The organism is Nocardia coffeae, from assembly GCF_019890715.1.
GTDB classification, from domain to species: Bacteria; Actinomycetota; Actinomycetes; order Mycobacteriales; family Mycobacteriaceae; genus Nocardia; species Nocardia jiangxiensis.
Genome location: NZ_JAINZY010000004.1, coordinates 337,844 through 359,750, shown reverse-complemented (window position 1 = coordinate 359,750; position 21,907 = coordinate 337,844). Strand labels below are relative to the sequence as shown.

Here is a 21,907-nt window from a genome sequence, read left to right as displayed (position 1 = left end):
AGGCCGATCCGACACCCGATCACACGCGTGTCGGATCGGCCTGTTCATGCCGACGATCCTGTGCCTCACTGATCCAATCGCGCGTTGAGGACGCGAGCGACCTGCGCGATCGCACCCGGTTCGGTCATCGCCAGGTGGGTGGCATCGATGTCGACGTTCGCGATATTTCCGGTGATCAGCGGCTCCCATCCCCGATGACCTGCCACGTCGGGCCGGCGGTCCCGCGTCGCGGTGAAGTAGAGCATGTCGCTGTCCACGACCGGCGGTTGCCAAGCGCCCGCGGCCCGTATCGACAGGTTGTAGGCGTCGGTGAGGCGTTCGATCATCGCCGCGTCGATGCCCACCCCGTCACCCAGATGCGTACGGATCAGCTCCGCGGCCTCTTCCGCGGTCGCATCGGGCCGCACGAAATCGATGCCCAGAACCGGACCGAGGTTGCTGATCAGTTCTCCGGCCATGACATCCGAGACCGATTCCTCATCGATACCGTCCGCCTCGGCGTCCAGCACCGCCAGCAGCGCGATCTGTTCACCGGCCGCGCGCATCTCCGCGGCGATGGCGTGGGCGATCAGACCACCCAGCGACCAGCCCAGCAGATGGTAGGGACCGTGCGGCTGGATCGCTCGGATCTCCTCGACGTAGCGCCGGGCGATGTCCTCGATCGACCTCGGACCGGGGAGTTCGCCACCGATCTGCGGCGCCTGGATGCCGTAGATCGGCCGACCGGCGGAGAGGTGTTCGCCGAGCGTGTGATAGCACCACGACAGGCCGGAGGCGGGGTGGATGCAGAACAGCGGCGGTCGCGTACCGGTGGTCCGGATCGGCAGCAGCACATCGAATCCCGAGGTGCCTGCGGCCGCGGCCTGACCCGAGCGCATCGCGGATTCGATCCGCCGGGCCAGATCGGCCGGGGTGGGGTCCGACAGCATCCAGCTGATCGGGAACTCGTAGTCGAGTTCCTTCTTCAGCTCGGTCACCACCTGCACCGACCGCAGCGAGTTACCGCCCATGGCGTAGAAGTCGTCGTCGACGCCCACCCGGTCGACTTCGAGCACCTGCCCGAAGATCCGGGCAACCACACCTTCCAGCCACGACGCGGGCTCCCGGAAATCCCCGGCCGCGAGCACCGGATCCGGTAGTCGCGAGCGGTCCAGCTTGCCCGACACGGTGAGTGGCACCGTGTCCAGCATCGTCAGCGTGGCGGGCACCATATAGTTGGGCAGTTCGCTCGCCGCGTGCGCCAGCACCGCTGCGGTGTCGATGGTGGAACCCGCGGCGGGCACGAGATACCCGACGAGCTGAGCCCCGCTGCCATTGGAACGCACCGCCGCGATCGCCCGTGCCACGCCGGGGTACTCGGCGAGCACCGTCTCGATCTCACCGAGTTCGATGCGCAGGCCGCGCAGCTTCACCTGGAAATCGGCGCGGCCCAGGTATTCCAGTTCGCCGTCGTGACGCCAGCGCACCACGTCGCCGGTGCGGTACATCCGCTGCCCCGCGTCGAACAGGTCGGGGATGAACCGTTCCGCGGTCAGGCCCGGACGCGACTGGTAGCCGCGGGCGACCTGAGCTCCCGACAGGTACAGATCGCCGGCGACGCCGGGCGGCACGGGACGCAGCCGCGAGTCCAGGATGTAGGCCCGGGTGTTCCACACCGGCCTGCCCGTCGGCATGCTTCCTTCGTCGGCTTCGGTCACCCGATGGCAGGTCGCGTGGACGGTGGTTTCGGTCGGGCCGTACAGATTGTCCAACTCGGTCTCGGGCAGGATCCGCCGCACCGCGGCCACCATCTCCGAGCCGAATGCCTCACCGCCCACGAGAATCGCCCGCAGCGACCCCAGCGGCTGTGCCGGCGCCGCGTCCGCGAACACCGCCAGCATCGACGGGACGAAGGAGGTTACCGTAACCTGTTGAGCAGCAATGGTTTCGGCGAGGTACGCCGGATCGCCATGCCCGTCTGGCCGCGCGATGACCATCCGCGCACCGACCATGGGCGTCGCGAACAGCTCCCAGACCGACACGTCGAACGTCATCGGCGTCTTGTGCAGCACCACGTCCGCCGGTGTCAGCTCGTAGGCCGCACACAGCCACCGCAACTGGTTCATCGTCGAACCCTGCGATACCGCAACACCTTTCGGGCGTCCGGTCGATCCCGAGGTGAACAGCACGTAGGCGATGTTGTGCGGCCGCACCGGGGCGATCCGATCGGCGTCGGTGACCGGCGCCTCGTCGAATCCGGACAGCTCCAGCCCGTCGAGGGTGGACAGCTCCAGCACGGGCGCGGCGGTCGAGAGCATGTACGCGATGCGCTCGTCCGGCAGGTCCGGATCGACCGGCACGTACCCGCCACCGGCGGCCTGTACCGCGTGCACGGCGGTGACCTGGTCCAGCGAACGCCGCATTCGCAACGCCACCAACGACTCCGGACCCACGCCGCGCGAGATCAGCCAACGCGCCAGCCGGTTCACCCGCGCGGCGAACTCCGCGTACGTCAGCGACTGCTCGCCACTGATCACCGCGGTCCGATCCGCATGCCTGCGTGCCGATTCGGCGAGGACCGAGGCGAGCGTGTCGTCGGCCGGAAGTGCCACTTCCGTCGAATTCCAGCCCGTCAGAACGGCTTCCCGCTCCTGCGCGTCGAGCAGATCCACCTCGTACACCGGCCGCGCGGGATCCGCCGCCGCGGCGTCGAGCACCCGTAGCAGGCGATTCACCGTCGCGGTCACCGTGGCGGCGTCGAACAGGTCGGTCGCGTACGTCACCGCACCGTCGATCCCCGCCGGCGCGCCGTTGGGGCCGTAGGAGTCCGACACCGTGATCTGCAGGTCGAACAGGGCGATATCGGTGTCGGTCGTCAGGGTCGACGCCGACAGACCCGGCAGTTCGAACTCGGCGGCGGCGAGGTTCTGGAAGGCCAGCATCACCTGGAACAGCGGGTGGTGGGCGTGCGAGCGCACCGGGTTCAGCACCTGCACCAGCCGCTCGAACGGAACGTCGGCGCGGCCGAACGCGGCCAGATCGGTCTCCCGCACGTGTTCGAGCAATTCGGTGAACGTCATCGCCGGGTTCAGCCGCGTGCGCAGCACCAGGGTGTTGACGAACATGCCGACCAGATCGTCGAGCTCGGGTTCGCCGCGGCCCGCGTACGGGGTGCCGATCGCGACGTCGTCGGCGTCGGCCAGTCGGCCCAGCGTGGCCGCGAGCGCGGCATGCAGGACCATGAACAGCGTCGTGTTGTGCGTTCGCGCCACGGCCTGCAGCCTCGCGTGCAGATCGGCGGACACGGTGAACGGCACACTCGCGCCCGCATAGGTCTGCACGGGCGGACGCGGCCGGTCGGTCGGCAGTTCCAGCAGCGCCGGCAACTCCGCCAATTCGGTTGTCCACTCGTCGATCTGGGCGCGCAGCAGCGACTCGGGATCGTCTTCCGAGCCCAGCACCGCCTTCTGCCAGATCGAGTAGTCGGCGTACTGAACCGGCAGCGGCGACCAGTTCGGCGCTTCGCTACGCGTGCGCGCGGTGTACGCGGTCATCATGTCCCGCGCCAGCGGAACCAGCGAGGACCCGTCACAGCAGATGTGGTGCACCACGATCGCCAGCACCGATTCGTCCTGCCCCAGTTCGAACAGCCTGGCCCGCACCGGCGTCTCGATCGTCACATCGAACACCGCTCCGGCGAACGCCGACAACGATTCGGCCAGTTCGGATTCCGCGATCGAGACCACGGTGATCGGCGAGATGGCCGCCGCGACCGGAAGGACGACCTGGGACGGCTCGCCCTCCGAGTACGGGTACACCGTCCGCAGCACCTCGTGCCGGTTCAGCACGTCCTCGATGGCCGCGCGCAACGCGTCGAGATCGAGCCGTCCCGACAGCCGCAGCGCGATCGGAATGCTGTAGGCCGCCGAGTCCGGTTCGAGCCGGTTCAGGAACCACATCCGCTGCTGTGCGTACGACAGCGGAATTCGCCGCGGCCGCTGCTGTGCGGTCAACGCCACCCGGCCGGTGTCGGCATGCGATTCCGCACGCGCGGCCAGCCGTGCGACGGTCGGCGCCTCGAAGATCATCGCCACCGGAATGGTCGCATCCAGAGCCGCGCCGATCCGCGCGGCGACCCGGGTGGCGACCAGGCTGTTGCCGCCCAGATCGAAGAAGTCGTCGTCGGCTCCCACCGGACCGCCGATACCCAGCACGTCGGCGAACACCCCCGCGACCACTTCCTCGACCACCGAGGCCGGAGCCCGGAACCGCTTGGCCTGGACCACGGGTTCGGGCAGGGCCGCGCGATCGATCTTCCCGTTGGGCGACAACGGAATCCGGTCGATGATCATCACCGCGGCAGGCACCAGGTAGGACGGCAGCGCCTCGGACAGCCCAGCACGCAGCTGTTCGGCCGAGATGCTCGACCCGGGTTCGGGCACCACATAGGACACCAGCATCGCCGGACCGACACCCGCACCGCGGGACAGGGTCACCGCGTACGCCACGTCCGCGCGCTCCCGCAGCACCGCGTCGATCTCACCCAGCTCGACCCGGTAGCCACGGATCTTCACCTGGAAGTCGTTGCGGCCCAAGAACTCCAGATCACCGTCGGAGTTCCGGCGCACCACGTCGCCGGTACGGTACATGCGATGTCCCGGCTCGGCGAACGGGTTCGCCACGAATCGCGCCGCACTCGTCGCCGCCCGGTTCAGGTATCCGCGCGCCAGCGCCGGGCCCGCGAGATACAGCTCGCCGGCCACCCCGACCGGCGCCGGCCGCAGCCGGGCGTCCAGAACCAGTGTCTGCACACCGGCGAGCGGGCCGCCGATCGTCGGACGCTGCCCCGGGCGCAGCCCGTTGGTCGACGTGGTGACCATCGTGGTCTCGGTCGGGCCGTAGAGCACCCGGAACTGGCGGACACCGGCGAGATCGGTTTCCGCCCAACGGTTCACCAGATCCGCCGGGACCTCGTCGCCACCGGACATGACCAGGGCCAGATCGTCCATGCCCGCCGGATCCACCGAGGCGAGCGCGGCCGGGGTCAAGAACGCATCCGTGACCCGTTGCGACCGCAGCAGCTCCGCCAGTTCCTCACCGCCGTACATCTGTGTCGGAGCCACGATGAGCGCACCGGCCCGGCCGACCGCCAGCAGGATCTCCAGCAGCGAAGCATCGAACGACGGCGAGGCGAAGTGCAGCACCCGGGACGTGTGCCGCCGTTTCGGGGCGCCACCCAGCGAAGAGACGAAATCCGCCGTGCCCGAATGTGTTACCGAGACGCCCTTGGGCACACCGGTGGATCCGGAGGTGAAGACCACGTACGCGGTGTTCGTCGCGCGCAGCGGACCGCGACGTTCGTCGTCACCGATCCGGCCGCTCGCCGACGCGTCGATCCGGGCGGCGACCTGCGCGTCGCCGAGGTCGATCCAGTCCACCGAATCGGGCATCGCCGCACGCGCCGAGGGCACCGTAACCCCGAGTGCCGCACCGGAATCCGAGACCATCTGGGCGATTCGCCCGGCAGGGTAGGCGGGGTCCACCGGCACGTACACCGCACCGGTCGCGACCACCGCCCACCAGGACACCACCGATTCGATCGATCGCGGCACCGCGACCAGCACCGGGCTCTCCGGGCCCGCACCACGAGCGATCAGCAGCCTGGCCAGCCGGTTCGCGCGTTCGTCGAGTTCGGTGTACGTCAACGTGGTGGTTCCCGAGACGAGGGCGATACCGTCGCCGTTCTCCCGCACGGCCGCGGCGAACAGATCCGGCAGCAGTTCGGGTGGCCGTTGCCGCGCCGCGACGCGCGCGCCCACCTGCGAGGTGAGCATCGAACGTTCCTCGGCGTCCAGCCATTCGATATCGCCGACCCGGACGTCCGGATCGGTGGTGACCGCCTCCAGCACCCGCATCAGACGTGCGACGAATCCCGCCGCGGTCGCCTCGTCGAACATATCCCGCGCATAGCTCATCATGCCGGAAATGCCCTGTGCCGCACCGACTTCACCGGCGTCCTCGGACAGGATCAGCTGCAGGTCGAATTGGCTCGCGCCGGTGTCGACCTCGGCCCGGGAAATCCGCACACCGGGCAGCGTGACATCCATCGTCGACATGTTCTGGAAGGCCAGGACCACCTGGAACAGCGGATGACGAGCCGGGGACCGCTCCGGATTCAGCTCCTCCACGACGCGCTCGAACGGCACGTCCGCATGATCGAACGCCCGCAGATCCGTCTCCCGGGCGCGCATCAGCAACTCGGTGAACGGCTCGCCGATATCGACCCGGGTCCGCAGGGCGAGGGTATTGACGAACATGCCGACCAGATCGTCCAGACCGGGTTCGCCACGTCCCGCGATCGGGGTGCCGATCACGATGTCCTCGCTGCCGCCCAGGCGACCGAGCACCGTGGCCAAGGCCGCGTGCACGACCATGAACAGCGACGTCCCGTGCGCGCGGGCCAGCTCGAGCAGCCGCCCGTGCACCTTCGCATCGATGCGCACCGGCACCCGGCCACCCGACAGCGAGGCCACGGCCGGACGCGGCCGATCGGCGGGCAGATCGAGCCGGTCGGGTGCGCCCGCGAGCGCCGAGCGCCAGAATTCCAGCTGTTCGGACATCAGCGAGGCCGGATCGTCCGCGGTGCCCAGCATTCGGCGCTGCCACCAGGCGAAATCGGCGTACTGCACGGCCAGCGGCTCCCACTGCGGGGCGCGCCCGGCCAGGCGGGCGGCGTAGGCCGCCATCACATCACGTGCCAGCGGGCCCATCGACTGGCCGTCCCCGGCGATATGGTGCACCACCAGCACCAGCAGGAATTGCGCTGTGCCACTGTCCTTCTCGGCGTCCAGTTCGAACAGTCCGACGCGCATCGGCACCCGCGCGGTCACATCGAATCCGCGCCGCACGAACTCACCGACCGTCTCGGCGACCGCATCGTCCGGGACGCGCATCCGCTCCACCGGCACCGCGGGCTCGTCGAGTACGACCTGTCGCGGCTCACCGGAGGATTCCGGATAGATCGTCCGCAGCACCTCGTGCCGGGTCATCACGTCGCCGAGGGCATCCGCCAGCGCCGCGACGTCCAGTTCTCCCGACAGCCGCAGCATCACCGGGATGTTGTAGGCCGCCGAATCCGGCTCGAACCGGTTCAGGAACCACATCCGCTGCTGCGCCAGCGACAGCGGCACCGGATCGGGGCGTTCCTCGGCCACCAGCGGCAGCCGTCCGGCTCCGCCGAGAGTCGCCGCGAGCACGGCCAATCCGCCGACGGTCGGCGCCTCGAACACCAGCCGCACCGGCACGCGCACATCCAGCGCCGAACCGATGCGCGCCACGACGGTCGCCGCGCTGAGCGAATCGCCGCCCAGTGCGAAGAAGTCGTCGTCCGCGCCCACTCGCTCGACGTCGAGCACCTGCTCGAACGTCTGCGCGATCAGTTCCTCGGTCCCCGCGGCGGGTGCGCGGAATTGCGTTGCGGCGGTGACCGGTTCGGGCAGCCGGTCACGATCCAGCTTCCCGTTGGCGGTCAGCGGCACCTCGTCCAGCACCAGCACCGCGGAGGGCACCAGGTACGGGGGCAGCGCGTCGGTCAGTGCCGCGCGCAACTCATGACCCGAGATCCGCGTCCCGGCCGCGGGCACGACATAGGACACCAGCGCCACCGGTCGCCCGCCGTCGCTGCGCGGCACCGTGACCGCGTACGCCACGTCCGCGCGCGCGCCCAGCACCGCGTCGATCTCCCCCGGCTCGACCCGGGTGCCGCGCACCTTGACCTGGAAGTCGTTGCGCCCCAGGAACTCCAGCTGGCCATCGGCGGTGCGCCGGACCATGTCGCCGGTGCGGTACATCTGCTGCCCCGCCGCGCCGAACGAGCAGGCGACGAACCGTCCCGAACTCAACCCGGTCCTGCCGACGTACCCGTCGGCCAGTCCCGCGCCGAACAGATACAGCTCGCCCGCCACACCGTGCGGCACGGGCCGCAGCCAGGTGTCCAGCACCAGTGCCGCGACGGGCCCGACCGGCTTGCCGATCGTGATCGGAGCGCCGGGAACCAACCGGTCGCTGGCGGTCGCCCAGATGGTGCTCTCGCTGGGGCCGTACAGATTGACCATGGTGCGATACGGCGCCCACCGCTCGACCAGATCCGGCCCGACCGGTTCACCGGCCGTCGCCAGCACACACAGTGCGTCCAGGCCGTCGGGCGGTACGGTCGCCAGCGCCGAGGGCGTCACGACCGCGTGCGAAACATGTTCGCGCGCCAGCAGTTCCGCCAGTGCGGGACCGGCGTACACATCCGCCGGCGAGACGACCAGCCGACCGCCCGAGCCGTGCGCCAGCAACAGTTCGAAGATCGAGGCGTCGAAGCTCGGCGAGGCGACCTGCAGCACCACCGACCTCGGGCCGACGTGCAGTATTCGCCGTTGCGCGGCAACGAGATCGGCCAGTCCGCGATGGGTGACCAGGACGCCCTTGGGGGTTCCGGTCGAGCCGGAGGTGTAGCTCACCCAGGCGAGCTGATCCGGCCGAATCGGTTCGCCGCGTTCGGCATCGGTGATCGGACCGGCGGCCGCGACCCGGTCACCGAACGGCTGCTCCTGATCCAGGATCAGCCAGTCGACGCCGTGCGGCAGCGAGGTCCGGCCGACCTCGTCGGTCACCCCGAGCGTCACCGTCGAATCCGCCAGCAGGAAATCGATCCGCTCCACGGGCAGGGTCGGATCGATCGGCAGGAATGCCGCACCGGTCTTCGCCACCGCCCACAGGCTGACCACGGCCGCGGGCGACCTGGACAGCACGACGGCGACGATCCGCCCCCGACGCGCCCCGTGCCGCAGCAGGATTCGAGCCAGCCGGGTGGACAGTTCGTCGAGCCGGCGATAGGTCGTGGCGACCCCGCCGTATCGCATCGCGACCGCATCGGGGTCGTCCGCGACGGCGTCGGCCAGAATCCGATCCAGCGTGCCCGGAATCTCGTGTTCCGCATCCACTATCGGCCGCGCCGGTGACGGTTCCTCGTCCAGCGACAGTTCACCGAGTCGCACCGACGCGTTCGCCGCGAGCCGGCACAACAGCGCGACCGTACGGTCGAGAATGCGCCGCGCCGAGGCGGTGTCGAATTCCCGGTCGTGGAATCGCAGGACGATCCGCAGTCCGCGCGCCTCACCCTGCTCGTCCGGGACCGGTTCCACGACCAGGCTCAGCGGGTACGGCGTCGCGTCCACGCCGGTGAGTTCGTCCACCCGCAGACCGGCCGCGTCGACCAGCTGTTGCAGTGCGGTCCGGTCGACCGGGAAGGACTGGAACGTGATCGCGGTGTCGAACAACTCGGTCATACCGACGCTGCGGTGGATCTCGGGCAGGCCGATGTGGTGGTGGTCCAGCATGCGCGCGTGCCCCGCCTGGATGCCGGTCAGCAACTCGCGCACCGTCATCGCGGGTTCGAACCGCACGCGCACCGGAATCGTATTGAGGAACATGCCGAGCGTCTGCTCGACCTGCGGCAGCTCCGCGGGCCGGCCGGACACCGAGGCGCCGAAGATCACATCGGTCTCACCGGTCAGCATGCGCAGGTTCAGTGCCCAGGCCGCGGAGACGACGGTGTTGACCGTAACCGCCGCATCCGCTGCCGCCACGCGGAGCTCCTCGAAACGATCCGCCGTCAGCTCGGCCTCGACCTCCCCGGCGGAGACCGAACCCGTCGTGCCGGATCCACGCGAAACCCTGGTCGGCGAGTCGACATCGGAGAATGCCTGTGCCCAGGCCGCTTTGGCGACAGAGCTGTCCTGCCGGCGCAGCCAGGCCAGATAGTCACGATAGGACGGCGCGGGTCCGGCGGCGCCGATGTGCGCGGGAGATCCGTAGTAGTCCAGCAGTTCTCGCATCAGCAGCGGCATCGACCAGCCGTCCAGGATCACGTGGTGATTCGTGACCAGCAGCCGGAATGATCCCGGGGCCAACCGGATCAGGGTGAATCGGACGAGCGGAGGAGCCGACAGGTCGAACCCCGCCGCCGCATCCGCCGCGGCGATGCACTCCGGCGACGCCGCATCGTCGTCGTCGGTGAGATCGATGTCCCGGAACGGGATCTCGGCATGGTCCAGCACGATCTGGCACGGCCCGGCCGAGGTCTCCACGAAGGCGGCCCGCAGGATGTCGTGCCGGTCGACCACGGCCTGCGCGGCGCGGCGCAGGCGGTCGGCGTCGACCTCGCCGGAGAAATCGATCGCCGTCTGAACCGTGTAGTCGTCCCCGGCGTCCGGATCGTACGTCGAGTGGAAGTGCACGCCGGACTGCATCGGCGACAGCGGCCAGATGTCGGCCAGACCGCTGTACCGCCGCTCGAGCCGATCGATGTCCCGTTGGTCGAGTTCGACGAGCGCAGCGCCGTCGGATTCCCGGGGAGCCTGCGCGCCACCCGCCAGTGCCGCGAGGGCCGCAACCGTCTTGGCCTCGAACACATCTCGCGGGGTGAGATTCAGCCCGGCGGATCTGGCCAGCGCCACCATCCGCATCGACACGATGCTGTCCCCGCCGAGGGCGAAGAAGTTGCTGTCCGCGGACACCGTGTCGAGGTGGAGCACGTCGGCGAAGAGTTTCGCCACGATGCGCTCCTGCGGTGTGGACGGCGGCCTGCCACCCATCGCCTCGGGACCGAAGGCACGCTGCTGCAACGCTTTCCGGTCGATCTTTCCGGTCGGCGTGCGCGGCATCCGATCGAGTTGCACGATCGCCGCGGGATTCATGTACCGGGGCAGCGTGCGCGCGAGCTCATCGGTCAGCGCCGGTAGGTCCACCCCGGCAGGCGACGCGGAGACGACGTAGCACACCAGAATCGGTTCTCCCGCAGGTCCTTCCACCACGACCGTGGCGACGCTCGCCACATCCGGGTAGCCGGCCACACGGGCGTCGATCTCCCCGGGCTCGATCCGCAGACCGTGAATCTTGACCTGCTGATCGGAGCGACCCAGGTATTCCAGGGCCGGACCGGTGCGACCGCGCACCCACCGCACCGAGTCACCCGTGCGGTAGATCCGCTCACCGGTGGCCGATCGCGGATCCGCGACGAATCGCGAGGCGGTCACGTCGGGTCGATCGACGTACCCGCGCGCCAGACCCGGTCCGCCCAGGTAGAGCTCGCCGGCGACACCCATCGGCACCGGCCGCAGCCACATGTCGAGAACCAGCGCGCGCACGCCGTGGATCGGACCGCCGATCGTCACCTGATCACCGGGCAGCAGGGCATCCGAACCGGTCGCCCAGATCGTGCTCTCGGTGGGTCCGTAGTGATTCATCAGCAGCCGCCCGGGGGCCCACCGATTCACGGTGTCGGGCCCGGTCGCCTCGCCGACGACCGCGAGTGTCCGCAGCGACGGGATCCGGGACGGATCCATGGTGTTCAGCACCGACGGGGTGATGATCGCGTGGGTAATCCGTTGCGCCCGAATCAATTCCTCGAGATCGACGCCGCCGTACACCTCCGGCGGCGCGACCACCAGACATGCGCCACTGCCGTGTGCCATCAGCAACTCCGACACACAGGCATCGAATCCCGGCGACGCGACCTGCAGCACCGCCGCGTCGGGTCCTACGCCGAACGCCTCGGCCTGCGCCGCGACCAGATCGGCCAGACCCCGATGAGCGAGATGCACGGCCTTGGGTTTACCGGTCGATCCGGACGTGTAGATCACGTACGCGGCGTTGTCGGGCGACAGCTCGCCCGTGGGCACGGCCGTGCCGGAAGCACGGATCGACTCGGCCTCGGCGTCCAGTACCAGCCACTCCACGGTGTCCGGAAGAGTCTGTGCCACAGCACGTGTCGTCAGGCCCATCCGGGTTCGGGTGTCGGACAGCAGTTCCGCGGTGCGCGCGGTGGGGTTGTCGGGATCCAGCGGGAGGAAGGCGGCGCCGGTCCGGGCCGCCGCCCAGATCGCGACGATCAGTTCGGCCGAGCGCGGAATAGCCAGTGCGACAATTGATTCGGCACCGGCACCGCCCTCGGTCAGCAGCTGTGCCACCGCCTCGGCGCGCTGCGCGAGTTCCGCATAGGTCCAGGTGGTCGCCCCGGATCGGACGGCGACCGCATCCGGATACCGTCGCGCGGTTCCCCACAGGATCTCGCGCAGTACGGTGTCGGCGACCGGCTCGGCACCGTGCACCGAGATCAGTTCCGCGCGTTCGGCATCCGCAGAGGAAGTGACCGCGGCCACCTTCCGCGCCGGATCGGTGACGATCTGGGTGAGCAGCGACTCGAATCGTTCGAGCAGCACCTTCGCGCGGTCCGGATCGAACCGGTCGAGGGCGAATTTCAGTGCCACCGTGTAGGTCCCGGACGCGCCGTCGGCCGAATCGCCCGCCCGACCCGACCTCGGCGGGGTCACCTGCAGACTCAGCGGATACGGCGTGGCGTCGTGGGCGTCGATGTCGATCAGACGCAGACCCGCGTCACCGAGGTTGCGCGTCAGCAGTTCCTGGTCGACCGGGTAGGACTCGAGCACCGTCGCGGTGTCGAACATGTCCGCGATGGCGGTGACCCGCTGCAGCTCCGCCAGGCCGATGTGCCGATGTTCCACCATGGCGGCCTGTTCGGATTGCACCCGAACGAGCAGATCGGCGACCGTTTCGCCCGGATCGAGCCGCACGCGCACCGGCAGCGTGTTCACCAGCAGACCGACCATGCGCTCCACATCCGGGATCTCCGGCGGACGCTGGGAGACGGTATTGCCGAACACCACGTCGGACCGGCCGGTCAGGGCCGCGACCAACAGCGCCCACGCCACCTGCAGCGACGTATTGGCCGTGACGCCGTGCGAACGGCCCAGGTCCGCGATCGCGGCGCTGGTCGCGACAGCCAGATCCAGGGTGACCTCGCCGTTGCGCACGGTCGCGGCCGGATCCGCAGCGGTGGTGACCCGCGTCGGGCTGTCGATCCCGGCGAGCGTGTCCCGCCACGCGGCCACGGTGGCCTCGTGATCGCGCTCCCCCAGCCAGCGCAGATACTCCCGATACGACCGCGGAGGCGCGAGTTCGGCAGTGTCGCAATCCGATACGTACAACGCGAGCAGTTCCTGGATCAGCAGGGGCATCGACCAGCCGTCCAGCACCAGGTGGTGATTCGTGACGATCAGCCGATACGCATCCGCTCCGGTGTGCACGAGGTGGAAACGCATCAGCGGCGGGCGGGCCGGATCGAACGCGGCGGCCTGCGCGGTCGCCAGGCGATCGAACGCGGCGGCGCGCTCACCGGCGTCGGCGATCTCCGCGACGCTCGTGGCATGCCATTCGACCGAGGCGTCGCGCGTGACGATCTGACGTGGCCCCTCGGCACTTTCGACGAAGGCGGTCCGCAGACTGTCGTGGCGGTCGACGAGCAGCTGTGCGGCCCGCTGCATCCGCTCACCGTCCACCGCACCGGTGAACGTCAGCGCCGCCTGCACGATATAGCCGTCGACGTCGTCGTCGGCATAGACCGCGTGGAACAGCAGCCCGGACTGCAACGCCGTCAGCGGCCACACGTCGGTCATCGACGGGTATTCGCGCACCCAGCCGTCGATATCGTCCTGGGACACCTCGACGAGCGGGAAGTCCGACGGCGTGAAAACCGGCGCGGTATCGGACCGCGCGTGCTCGGCAAGTCCGCTCAGCGCCTTCGTCCACAGCCCGGCGATTTCGGCGACCTCGTCGTCCCGCAGAATTCGCGAGGCGAAATCCCAGGTCGCATCGAGATGCAGGCCGTCGGGTCCCGTCTCGGCGATCGCGTTGACGTCCAGTACCGCCGGCAACGTCATCGCCGGATCGCTCGTCCCGGTCAGTGCGGTGAATTCGGTGGTCGGCGTCCAAGGCCCGGAAAGTTCGGCGGTACCCACCCGACCGAGGTAGTTGAAGCTGATCTGTGGTTCGGGCAGGCCCGCGAGTTCGGCGCTGCCCCGGGTATCCAGATAGCGCAGCATGTCGAAGCCGATGCCGTTGTCCGGCACCGCTCGCAGCTGCTCCTTCACCTGCTGCAACGCCAGCCCCGCGGCCGCGCCGCCTGCGAGCGCGTCGTCGAGGTCGATATCGGCCAGTCCGATCCGGAGCGGGTAGCGGGTGGTGAACCAGCCCACCGTCGCGGCGAGATCCGCGCCGGGCACGGCGCGCTCCTCGCGGCCGTGTCCCTCGAGCGAGATCAGCTCGTCCGGGACCGTTCTGCCGTGCCGACGTCGCCACACGCCCAGTGCCAGGAGCAACGCCGTCAGCAGCGGATCGTTGGCGTTGCAGTGGAAACGTTGCGGAATGGTGGTGAGCACGGCGTCGGCGATCTCCGCCGGGATCCGCTGATGTACCCGGTCCGCCGAAGCACCGACGTCACGACCCGGCTCCAGCGCACGCGACCCGAGTAGCCGATCGCCCTGTCCGAGAACGTCTTTCCACATGTCCAGCTCGGCCGAGCGCCGGGCCGGCGCCTGCTCGACCAGACCGTGCACCCATCGGCGGAACGATGTGGTGGCCGGGCCGAGATGCGATTCGTCGTCGTCGGCCTGCGACCAGGCCTGCGCGAGGTCGGCCAGCAGAATGCGCCAGGACACCGCGTCGACCGCGAGGTGATGGATCACCAGCCACATCAGGTCGGGCCGGGAATCGTCGTCCTGCATCCAGACCGCCTGCACGAGAACACCATCGGCCGGATTCAGGCGATCGGCCGCCCGTTGCAGATGCCGGTCGATCTCGGCGTCGTCGCGGTGTTCGAGCCGGACCTGCGTGAGCGCGCCGTCCGCGTCGACCGCACCCCGGTCGAGTACCCGGACGAACCCGTCGACCGACTGCGCGCCGCGCAGCACCGCGCGCAGCATGTCGTGGCGATCCAGCAGAACCCGCAGTGCGCGCACGAGTCCCGAGCGATCGACCCCGTCGGGCAGTTGCACGAGTGCGGCCTGCGCGAACCGGTCGTAATGTCCGCGCGCGACCATGGCGCGCATGATCGGGGACAGCGGTATCGCCCCCACGCCGCGGCCGGGAAACTCCGCCAGTTCGGGGGTATCGGATGCCTCGGTCGCGATGGCCGCCAGGCCCGCAACGGTCTTGTGCGCGAACACGTCCTGAGTGGAGAAGGCCACGCCCAGGGACTTGGCCCGCGCCACCAGCCGGATCGACAGAATGCTGTCACCGCCCAGCGCGAAGAAGCTGTCGTCCGCCCCGACTCGCGGCACGCCGAGCACCTCGGCGAACAGCTCCGCCAGCAGCTTCTCCCGGACAGTGGCCGGTGCGCGCCCGACCGGCGCGGCCCCGAATTCGGGTGCGGGCAGGGCCCTGCGATCCAGTTTGCCGAATGCGTTCGTCGGCAGGCTCGCCAACGGGCAGATCACCGCCGGAACCATATGCGGCGGAAGGGATTCGCGCGCGAAGCGCTGCAGGTCGAGCGGATCGAGCCGGCGGCCGTCGACCGGGACCACATACGATGCCAGCACGGTCGCGCCGACGTTGTTGCGCACCGGCACCGTGACGGACAGATCCACATCCTCGTGAGTGGTGAGGGTGTCGTCGATCTCCCCCGGCTCGATCCGGTACCCCCGGATCTTGACCTGAAAGTCGCTGCGCCCCATCAGTTCCAGCGCGATCTCCGAGCCTTCCCCGCTCCAGCGCGCGATATCGCCGGTGCGATACATCCGCTCGCCGACGCGGCCGTACGGATCGGCGACGAACCGGGCGGCGGTCTCCCCGAACAGATGACTGTATCCCCGGGCCAGCCCCGGCCCGGCCAGATACAGCTCGCCCGAGGTGCCCTTGGGCACCGGTTGCAGCGTCCGGTCCAGGACCATCGCCGAGACGCCCCGGATGGGACCGCCGACGGTGTGGGACCGATCGGCCCGCAGCAGGGCGCCGATGGCGGTCACGGTCGTCTCGGTCGGCCCGTACTCGTTGTACATCGACAGCGACCGGGTCCACCGCTCGATGACATGCGGTGCGCACACATCACCACCGACCACGACGACCTTCAGGTCGGCGGCCTGACTCGGGTCCACGGTCGCCAACATCGTGGGCGTCAGCGTCAGGTGGGTCACGTGCTCGTCGGCCAGCAACTGCGTGAGCGGCTCGCCGCCGGTCACGTCGGGCGGCACGACCACCAGGGTGGAGCCGTTGGCGAAACAGGTCAGGAACTGCTCCAGCGAGGCGTCGAAGCTGGGCGAGAGCGCATAGGACACCCGGGAGGTGGTGTCGACGCCGTAGGTTGCGGCGCGGTCCGCGATGAGATTCGCCAGACCGGCATGGGTGACCTGCACGCCCTTCGGCAGGCCGGTGGAGCCGGAGGTGTAGGTCAGATAGGCGATATTGGACAGCCGCAGCGGCCGAATCCGGTCAGCGTCGGAGATCGGGCCGTCGGCGGCCTGGTCGCAGTCGAAGACGGTCGCGGGGTCGTCGAGTTTCACCAGTCGAGTCGTCTCCGGGAGCCGCTCGGCGAGCGCGTCGATGGTGATCGCCACGTTCGCACCGCTGTCGGCGACCATGTGCGCGATCCGCTTCGCCGGATAGTCCGGCGAGAGCTGCACGAACGCCGCTCCACATTTCGTGACGGCCCAGGTCGCCATGACCGATTCGACCGAGCGGCGCAGCAGGATCGCCACGACGGTGTCCGGCCCGCATCCCCGAGCGATCAGATGCCTGGCCAATTGGGAGGATTTCGCATCCAATTCGCCGTACGTCATCGATCGACCGGTCGAGGTGATCGCGGGCGCACGGTTATTTCGGCGTGCACTCTCGGTCAGAATGTCCGGCAGCAACCGGGTAGCGACCCCGCCGGGTCCCCGCACGGGCAGCAGTTCGGACCTTTCCGCGCCTTCCAGCAGCGGGAGCTTGTCGACCGGATATTCACCGCCCCCGGCGAGGAACTCCTGCAGAAACATGAGAAACCGCTTGTGGTGACCGGCGAGTTCAGCCGGAGTATACGCGCTCGGATTGCCCTGGAAATCGATATGCGTACTGTCCCGTCCCGCACCCGGATAGATATTGATGAAAAGATCGGCGGTAGGGCCGGAGGTGAGGACATTGAGACGGCCGGTGGTATTGCCCAGAACAACCTCGTTCTCGACCATCATGATATTCACGGCCGGTCCGAAGGATGCCGCTTCGTCACGCGCAATACCCATATCGTGGAAAATGTCTTCCTGCCGGTAGCGCTGCCGCCGGAGGGCACTGGTCAATTCACTTTGTGTGCCGTTGATCACATCGCCGACGGTGCGTCCGGCGACGCGAACGCGCAGCGGGACCACATTTGCCACCATCCCGCCGGAACGGCGCAGTACCGCGGAATGCCGCCCCGAAACGGGCAGGCTCAGCAACACCTCGTCGCTTCCGGTCATCCGGGCGAGGTAGGACGCGAAGGCCGCGACGATGACCGGAGTCACGCTCGTGCCCCGCTCGACCACGACCTCGTCCAGCGCACGCGCGGTGCGATCCGGCAGCGGCATGCTGATCAGGGCCGGATGGATGGTGGGCTTGTCCACGCGATCGGCCAGGCTCACCACCGGCGGCGCGGCGGCCAGATGTTCGGTCCAATAGTCGCGGTCGTTCTCGAAACGCGTCGAATCCCGGTATGCGAGATCCTGTTCGACGACTTCGCCCAGATCTCGCGCGGCCGACGGCGGGGCCTGCTCGCCGGCGATCCACGCGTTGTACAGCTCGGTGATCCGGTGCAGCATGGTCACCGCGGCGAATCCGTCGAGCGCAATGTGGTGCGCGCGTTGATACCAGAGGAAATGGTCCTCACCTACGTGATAGATCACGCTGACCATGAGGTCGTCGTGCAGCAAGTCCAGTGGCGCGGAATACTCTTCGACCATCATCCGGCGTGCCGTGGTGACCGGGTCGGCGTGCCCGCGCAGGTCCATGACCGTGACCGGCGCGCCGTGCTCCTCGTCGACGAACTGGCGTGGCTCACCGTCGACCTCGACCAGATGCAGGTGGCCGGACCCGAATTCACGGCTGGCGGTCCGGCACGCCTCGGCGAGCAGGTCGGCATCCAGCGCGCCGACGATCTCGACGTACTGGGCCACGGATATCGGTGACGACTCGGCGAGGTGCTGGGCGAACCAGATCCCCCGCTGCGCCGCGGTCAGCGGACGCACTTCAGGGGACAGCCGTCCCCCGGCGATGCCATTGTTCGATTGGGGCATATCGATCTCCACTGATCTTCCATTTTCGCAACCGACGAGAGGGTTATGTTTCCGCAACAATTCCCGTGCCGACGCGATAGATGTTTGCAATTTGATAACTGCGATACATCTCCCCGCTCATGTACTACGGCTCATCGCAGTCGACGCCCGTTCCATCGACTCACGCCGACAGCCCCGAAACCCGGACGGTTCAGTCATGCCTCCATCGTCGGACCATTCATGACCAGAACCCCAGGGACCAAGGTCACAAACGCAGGGTGTCGTTCGCCCTTCCCTTTCGGATGTGGCCAAAGAATTGCTATGTAGCCGAGACGCTCGTTGCATGATGTCGCATGGCTATATGAACGCCCATACTGCGCCCAGAACGGCAAAACCAGCTATGATGCAGCTAAATGCGCTCTGAGAATCGCGGGCACGAAAACCCGCGTGAAACCATTCAGGTCTGAACCTCACCGTGACGTAGAGAGTTTCGTCGAATGCCGGCAGCCACCGGGCCGCCGAGACCCGCGAATCCTGGGCGATCAGAACGCCTGTCCCCCGTCCGGGGCATGATGAAGGTTCCGATTCGAACCATCGAGGAGAATCACCCTATGCCCCGTATCGCTACCGCCGACCGTGTCGAACTGACCGCGCTGCTGGAGTTCCTGCGGCCTCGGCACCGTGGCGTACTGATCACCTCCCGCGCCGACGGCAGCCCGCAGATGTCACCGGTGACCTGCGGCGTCGACTCCGAGGGACGCATCGTGGTGTCGACCTATCCGGGCCGTGCCAAGACCGCCAACGCGCGGCGGGATTCCCGGGTATCGATCTGCGTACTGTCCGATGAGTGGAACGACGCGTACGTCCAGGTCGACGGACGCGCCGAGGTGCTGGACATGCCGGAGGCGCTGGACGGGCTGGTCGACTACTTCCGCTGCATCTCCGGCGAGCACCCGGACTGGGACGAGTACCGCGAGGCGATGGCCAAGCAGAACAAATCGCTGATCCGCATCCACATCGAACGCTGGGGCCCCGTCGCCACCGGCGGATTCCCGCCGTCGAAGGACGCCTGAGGCGTCAGGCCGGACCCTCGATCCGGTACTCGACGATCGGCGTGCTCAGCGAGACGCCGTTGAGATCCAGATAGAGCACCCGCTCGGTGACCGATACGCCGAGGGTGTTGCGGCGGTCGAGCGCGGCCACGGCCGAATCGATCACGGCCCGCTCGACGCCGTACACCGGAATCTGCGCCGCACGGTGAATCCGCTTGCCGGACAACGCTGTCAACAGCTTGGCCGGATCGCGATGGGTGTACACCGCCACCCGATCGGCCGCTTTGCTGCCACGATGCAGCCGATCCGCGTCGGGCGCGCCGACCTCGACCCACGCGATCGACCGGCCGCTGAGATCACGCACCAGCACCGCGGGCTCATCGCTGGAGGACACTCCGCCGTCACTGAACGCGATGCCCTCCTCGTACTCGAGGCAGTACGCCAGCACCCGCGTCACCATGAATTCCGCCGTCTCCGACGGATGCCGCGCGACCCGCAACTCGAAGTCGTCGTAGATCCCGCGGTCCACATCGGCCAGTTGGACCGTGAACGTGTACAGAGTTGCGCCGAGTGCCACAAGTCCCCGAGCCTAGCCCCCACCGTCGCGGGCGCTGCCCGACCGGGTCGCAGATGTCGCCACCGTCCTGCGTGCGCGATCCTCCGGCGGGATTGACGAACGAGCCTCTCGAAGCGAATCTCGCCGACGACCCCGTGCATAGGATTCTCGTGTGGCAGCGATCGGGTCGTCGTGCCCTGAGCGTCCGAGTACGGGGCGCATACAGCGGATTACTGCCCTCCAGGCCCCTCGGAGGGGTTACGCGCGGCTATCAGTGCGCGCCCGCAGTTGCTGGTTCCTTCGGACGAGTTGTGGGGGTGGCGGTTTCCTTCGGCGTGGTCGTCACGCTTCGGGTTTCGGTGGGAGATGCGGCAGCGGTGGTCGGTGCCGGGGTTGCCGAGGTTCGGGCGACTTCGGTTGCCTCGGGCTCGACGGTTGTCTTGGGCTCGGCGGTTGCCTTGCGCTCGGTAGTTGTCGTGGTGGGCGCGGTTGTCGTCGTGGCCGGGGTCGTTGTCGTCGTCGGGACGGCCGAAGTTGTCGTTGTCGCGGGGGTTGTCGTCGTCGCGGGGGTTGCCGTGGTCGTCGAAGCGGCCTGGGTTTCGGCGGCGGCCTTGTAGGCGGCGGCGACGTCGGTGGAGGTGGGCTTGGACGTGGTGTCGATCTGCTTTCCGGCCTGGGCCTGCTGGGCCAGGTGGGTGAGCCAGGCGGCGGCGTATTCGGCGGAGGTCAGCGGCTTGCCGTCGGCGGTGCTCGAATCACGCCAGTAGTCGAAGTGGTGTCCGGTGCCGTTCGGGCCGAGGGTGAGCTGGTACGGATCGCTCAGGATCACCGGAATCGTGTTCTGATTTGTCACGATCAGCCCGACGACCTCGTTGAGCACCTTCTGCGGCAGATAGGCCAGCGGCGCGAGCTGATCGGTCGAGATCGACTGTGCCGGAGCGGGATCCGCCTGCTGCTGGCCGGGCTTGTACGTCGGGTCGGACACCTTCAACAGCACCTGGAGCAGAGTTTCCTTACTGGCCATCCAGTTCGGCTGGGACTCGATGTACTGGAAGGCGTTGTAGCCGATACGGGCCAGCACCGTCGCGACGTCCTGTCCGGTCGCGGGGGTGAGCCCGTCGGACTGCAAGGCGTCCACGTTCAACTGCCGCCCGACGTTGGCCGCCAATTGCAGCAGCGAGATGTTCTGCGGCGCCGCGCAGGTCAGATCGCCCTCCGAGCAGAACGAGGCGACCTTGCCGTCGAGCGAACCGAAATCACCGCTGTTGCCCGGCATCGCGCCCTGACCGGAGATCGGCGTGGTGCCGTTCTGATACTTCTGATCGAAGCCGTCGGGGTTGCTGTAGGGATTCTGCGCACCGGGGAACGGACCGTCGCCCGCGGATCGACCCGAATCGGCGAGGATCACCACACCGGTCACGTTGGCCGGATCCACGATGGCGTACGAGCCGTCCTTCGCGGGCTCCTGATGTCCCACCTGCGTGGCCACCCGGCGCACCACGTCCGCCCCCTCGCTGTAGCCGACAATCGCGAATTTCGTTGCGGGACAGGCCTGTTTGATCTGCTCCATCACCTTCTCGGTATTCGCCACGCCCGCGTCCACCGCGTCCTCGTAACTGTTCATGTTCGCGGGATAGGCGATGTACACCGCGGCGTACGAGCCCGGATCGACCTTGCCGTTCGGCGCGTTGACCACCGGGTCGACCCACTGGCTGTGATAGTCGTCCGACAGCGCGGCGGGCAGTTCCTTGCCGTCCGCTCCGACCAGCAGTTTCGTCGTGCTCGCCGACGGGCTGTCGTTGCGCCCGGCGACCGAGATGGTCACCATGTCGTGACAGTCGGTGACCGACGCGATCAGCCGCGGCGCGGTCGTGCGCGGACCGGCGTCCGGCAGTACCGCGACCGCGACGGCGACCGCGGTGCCCAATATCGCGGGCGCGGCGACCGCCGCCGTAATACGATGGCGCACAACGAATTTACGTTTGCGTGCCCAGAATTCACGAGACGACATGCCCGATCCCCATTCCGAAGTGACGAGTGGAGGAACAGGCCTCCCCGAGGACCATGTGCCATACGGAACGTCGTCACGGAAGCGCCGGGCGTTACGAGGATTGGACAATCGACCGAAATCCGGATGCCCGCGGGATGCCACGATTCCTGTCGTACCCCTGTGGCATCGTGTGGTCCGCACGCAC

Annotated in this window: 4 protein-coding genes; 1 reads left to right on the top strand and 3 read right to left on the bottom strand. The window is 68.3% G+C overall.

Annotation, left to right across the window (positions count from 1 at the left end; translation table 11 throughout):
* Window positions 1-65: 65 nt before the first annotated feature.
* Window positions 66-18,125: a non-ribosomal peptide synthetase gene (locus tag K7711_RS18370; protein WP_222970623.1), complete on the bottom strand. Its 18,060-nt coding sequence runs from the start codon at window positions 18,123-18,125 to the stop codon at window positions 66-68.
* 590 nt (window positions 18,126-18,715) lie between these two features.
* Here K7711_RS18370 and K7711_RS18365 point away from each other — a divergent pair.
* Window positions 18,716-19,177, top strand: a complete 462-nt coding sequence (locus K7711_RS18365) for a PPOX class F420-dependent oxidoreductase (RefSeq protein WP_222970622.1) — start codon at window positions 18,716-18,718, stop codon at window positions 19,175-19,177.
* A gap of 4 nt (window positions 19,178-19,181) precedes the next feature.
* Here K7711_RS18365 and K7711_RS18360 read toward each other — a convergent pair whose 3' ends face one another.
* Window positions 19,182-19,733, bottom strand: coding sequence for a YaeQ family protein (locus K7711_RS18360; RefSeq protein WP_222970621.1), 552 nt, complete (start codon window positions 19,731-19,733; stop codon window positions 19,182-19,184).
* A 250-nt stretch (window positions 19,734-19,983) separates the two neighbouring features.
* The gene (locus tag K7711_RS18355; RefSeq protein WP_222970620.1) at window positions 19,984-21,723 is read right to left on the bottom strand and encodes a cutinase family protein; all 1,740 of its coding nucleotides are present in this window, start codon (window positions 21,721-21,723) and stop codon (window positions 19,984-19,986) included.
* Between the last annotated feature and the right edge of the window lie 184 nt (window positions 21,724-21,907).

Bases quoted from the DNA above. Each gene is read 5' to 3' on its own strand.
- K7711_RS18355 (WP_222970620.1), bottom strand. From the start codon at position 21,723: ATGTCGTCTCGTGAATTCTGGGCACGCAAACGTAAATTCGTTGTGCGC.
- K7711_RS18365 (WP_222970622.1), top strand. From the start codon at position 18,716: ATGCCCCGTATCGCTACCGCCGACCGTGTCGAACTGACCGCGCTGCTG.
- K7711_RS18370 (WP_222970623.1), bottom strand. From the start codon at position 18,125: ATGCCCCAATCGAACAATGGCATCGCCGGGGGACGGCTGTCCCCTGAA.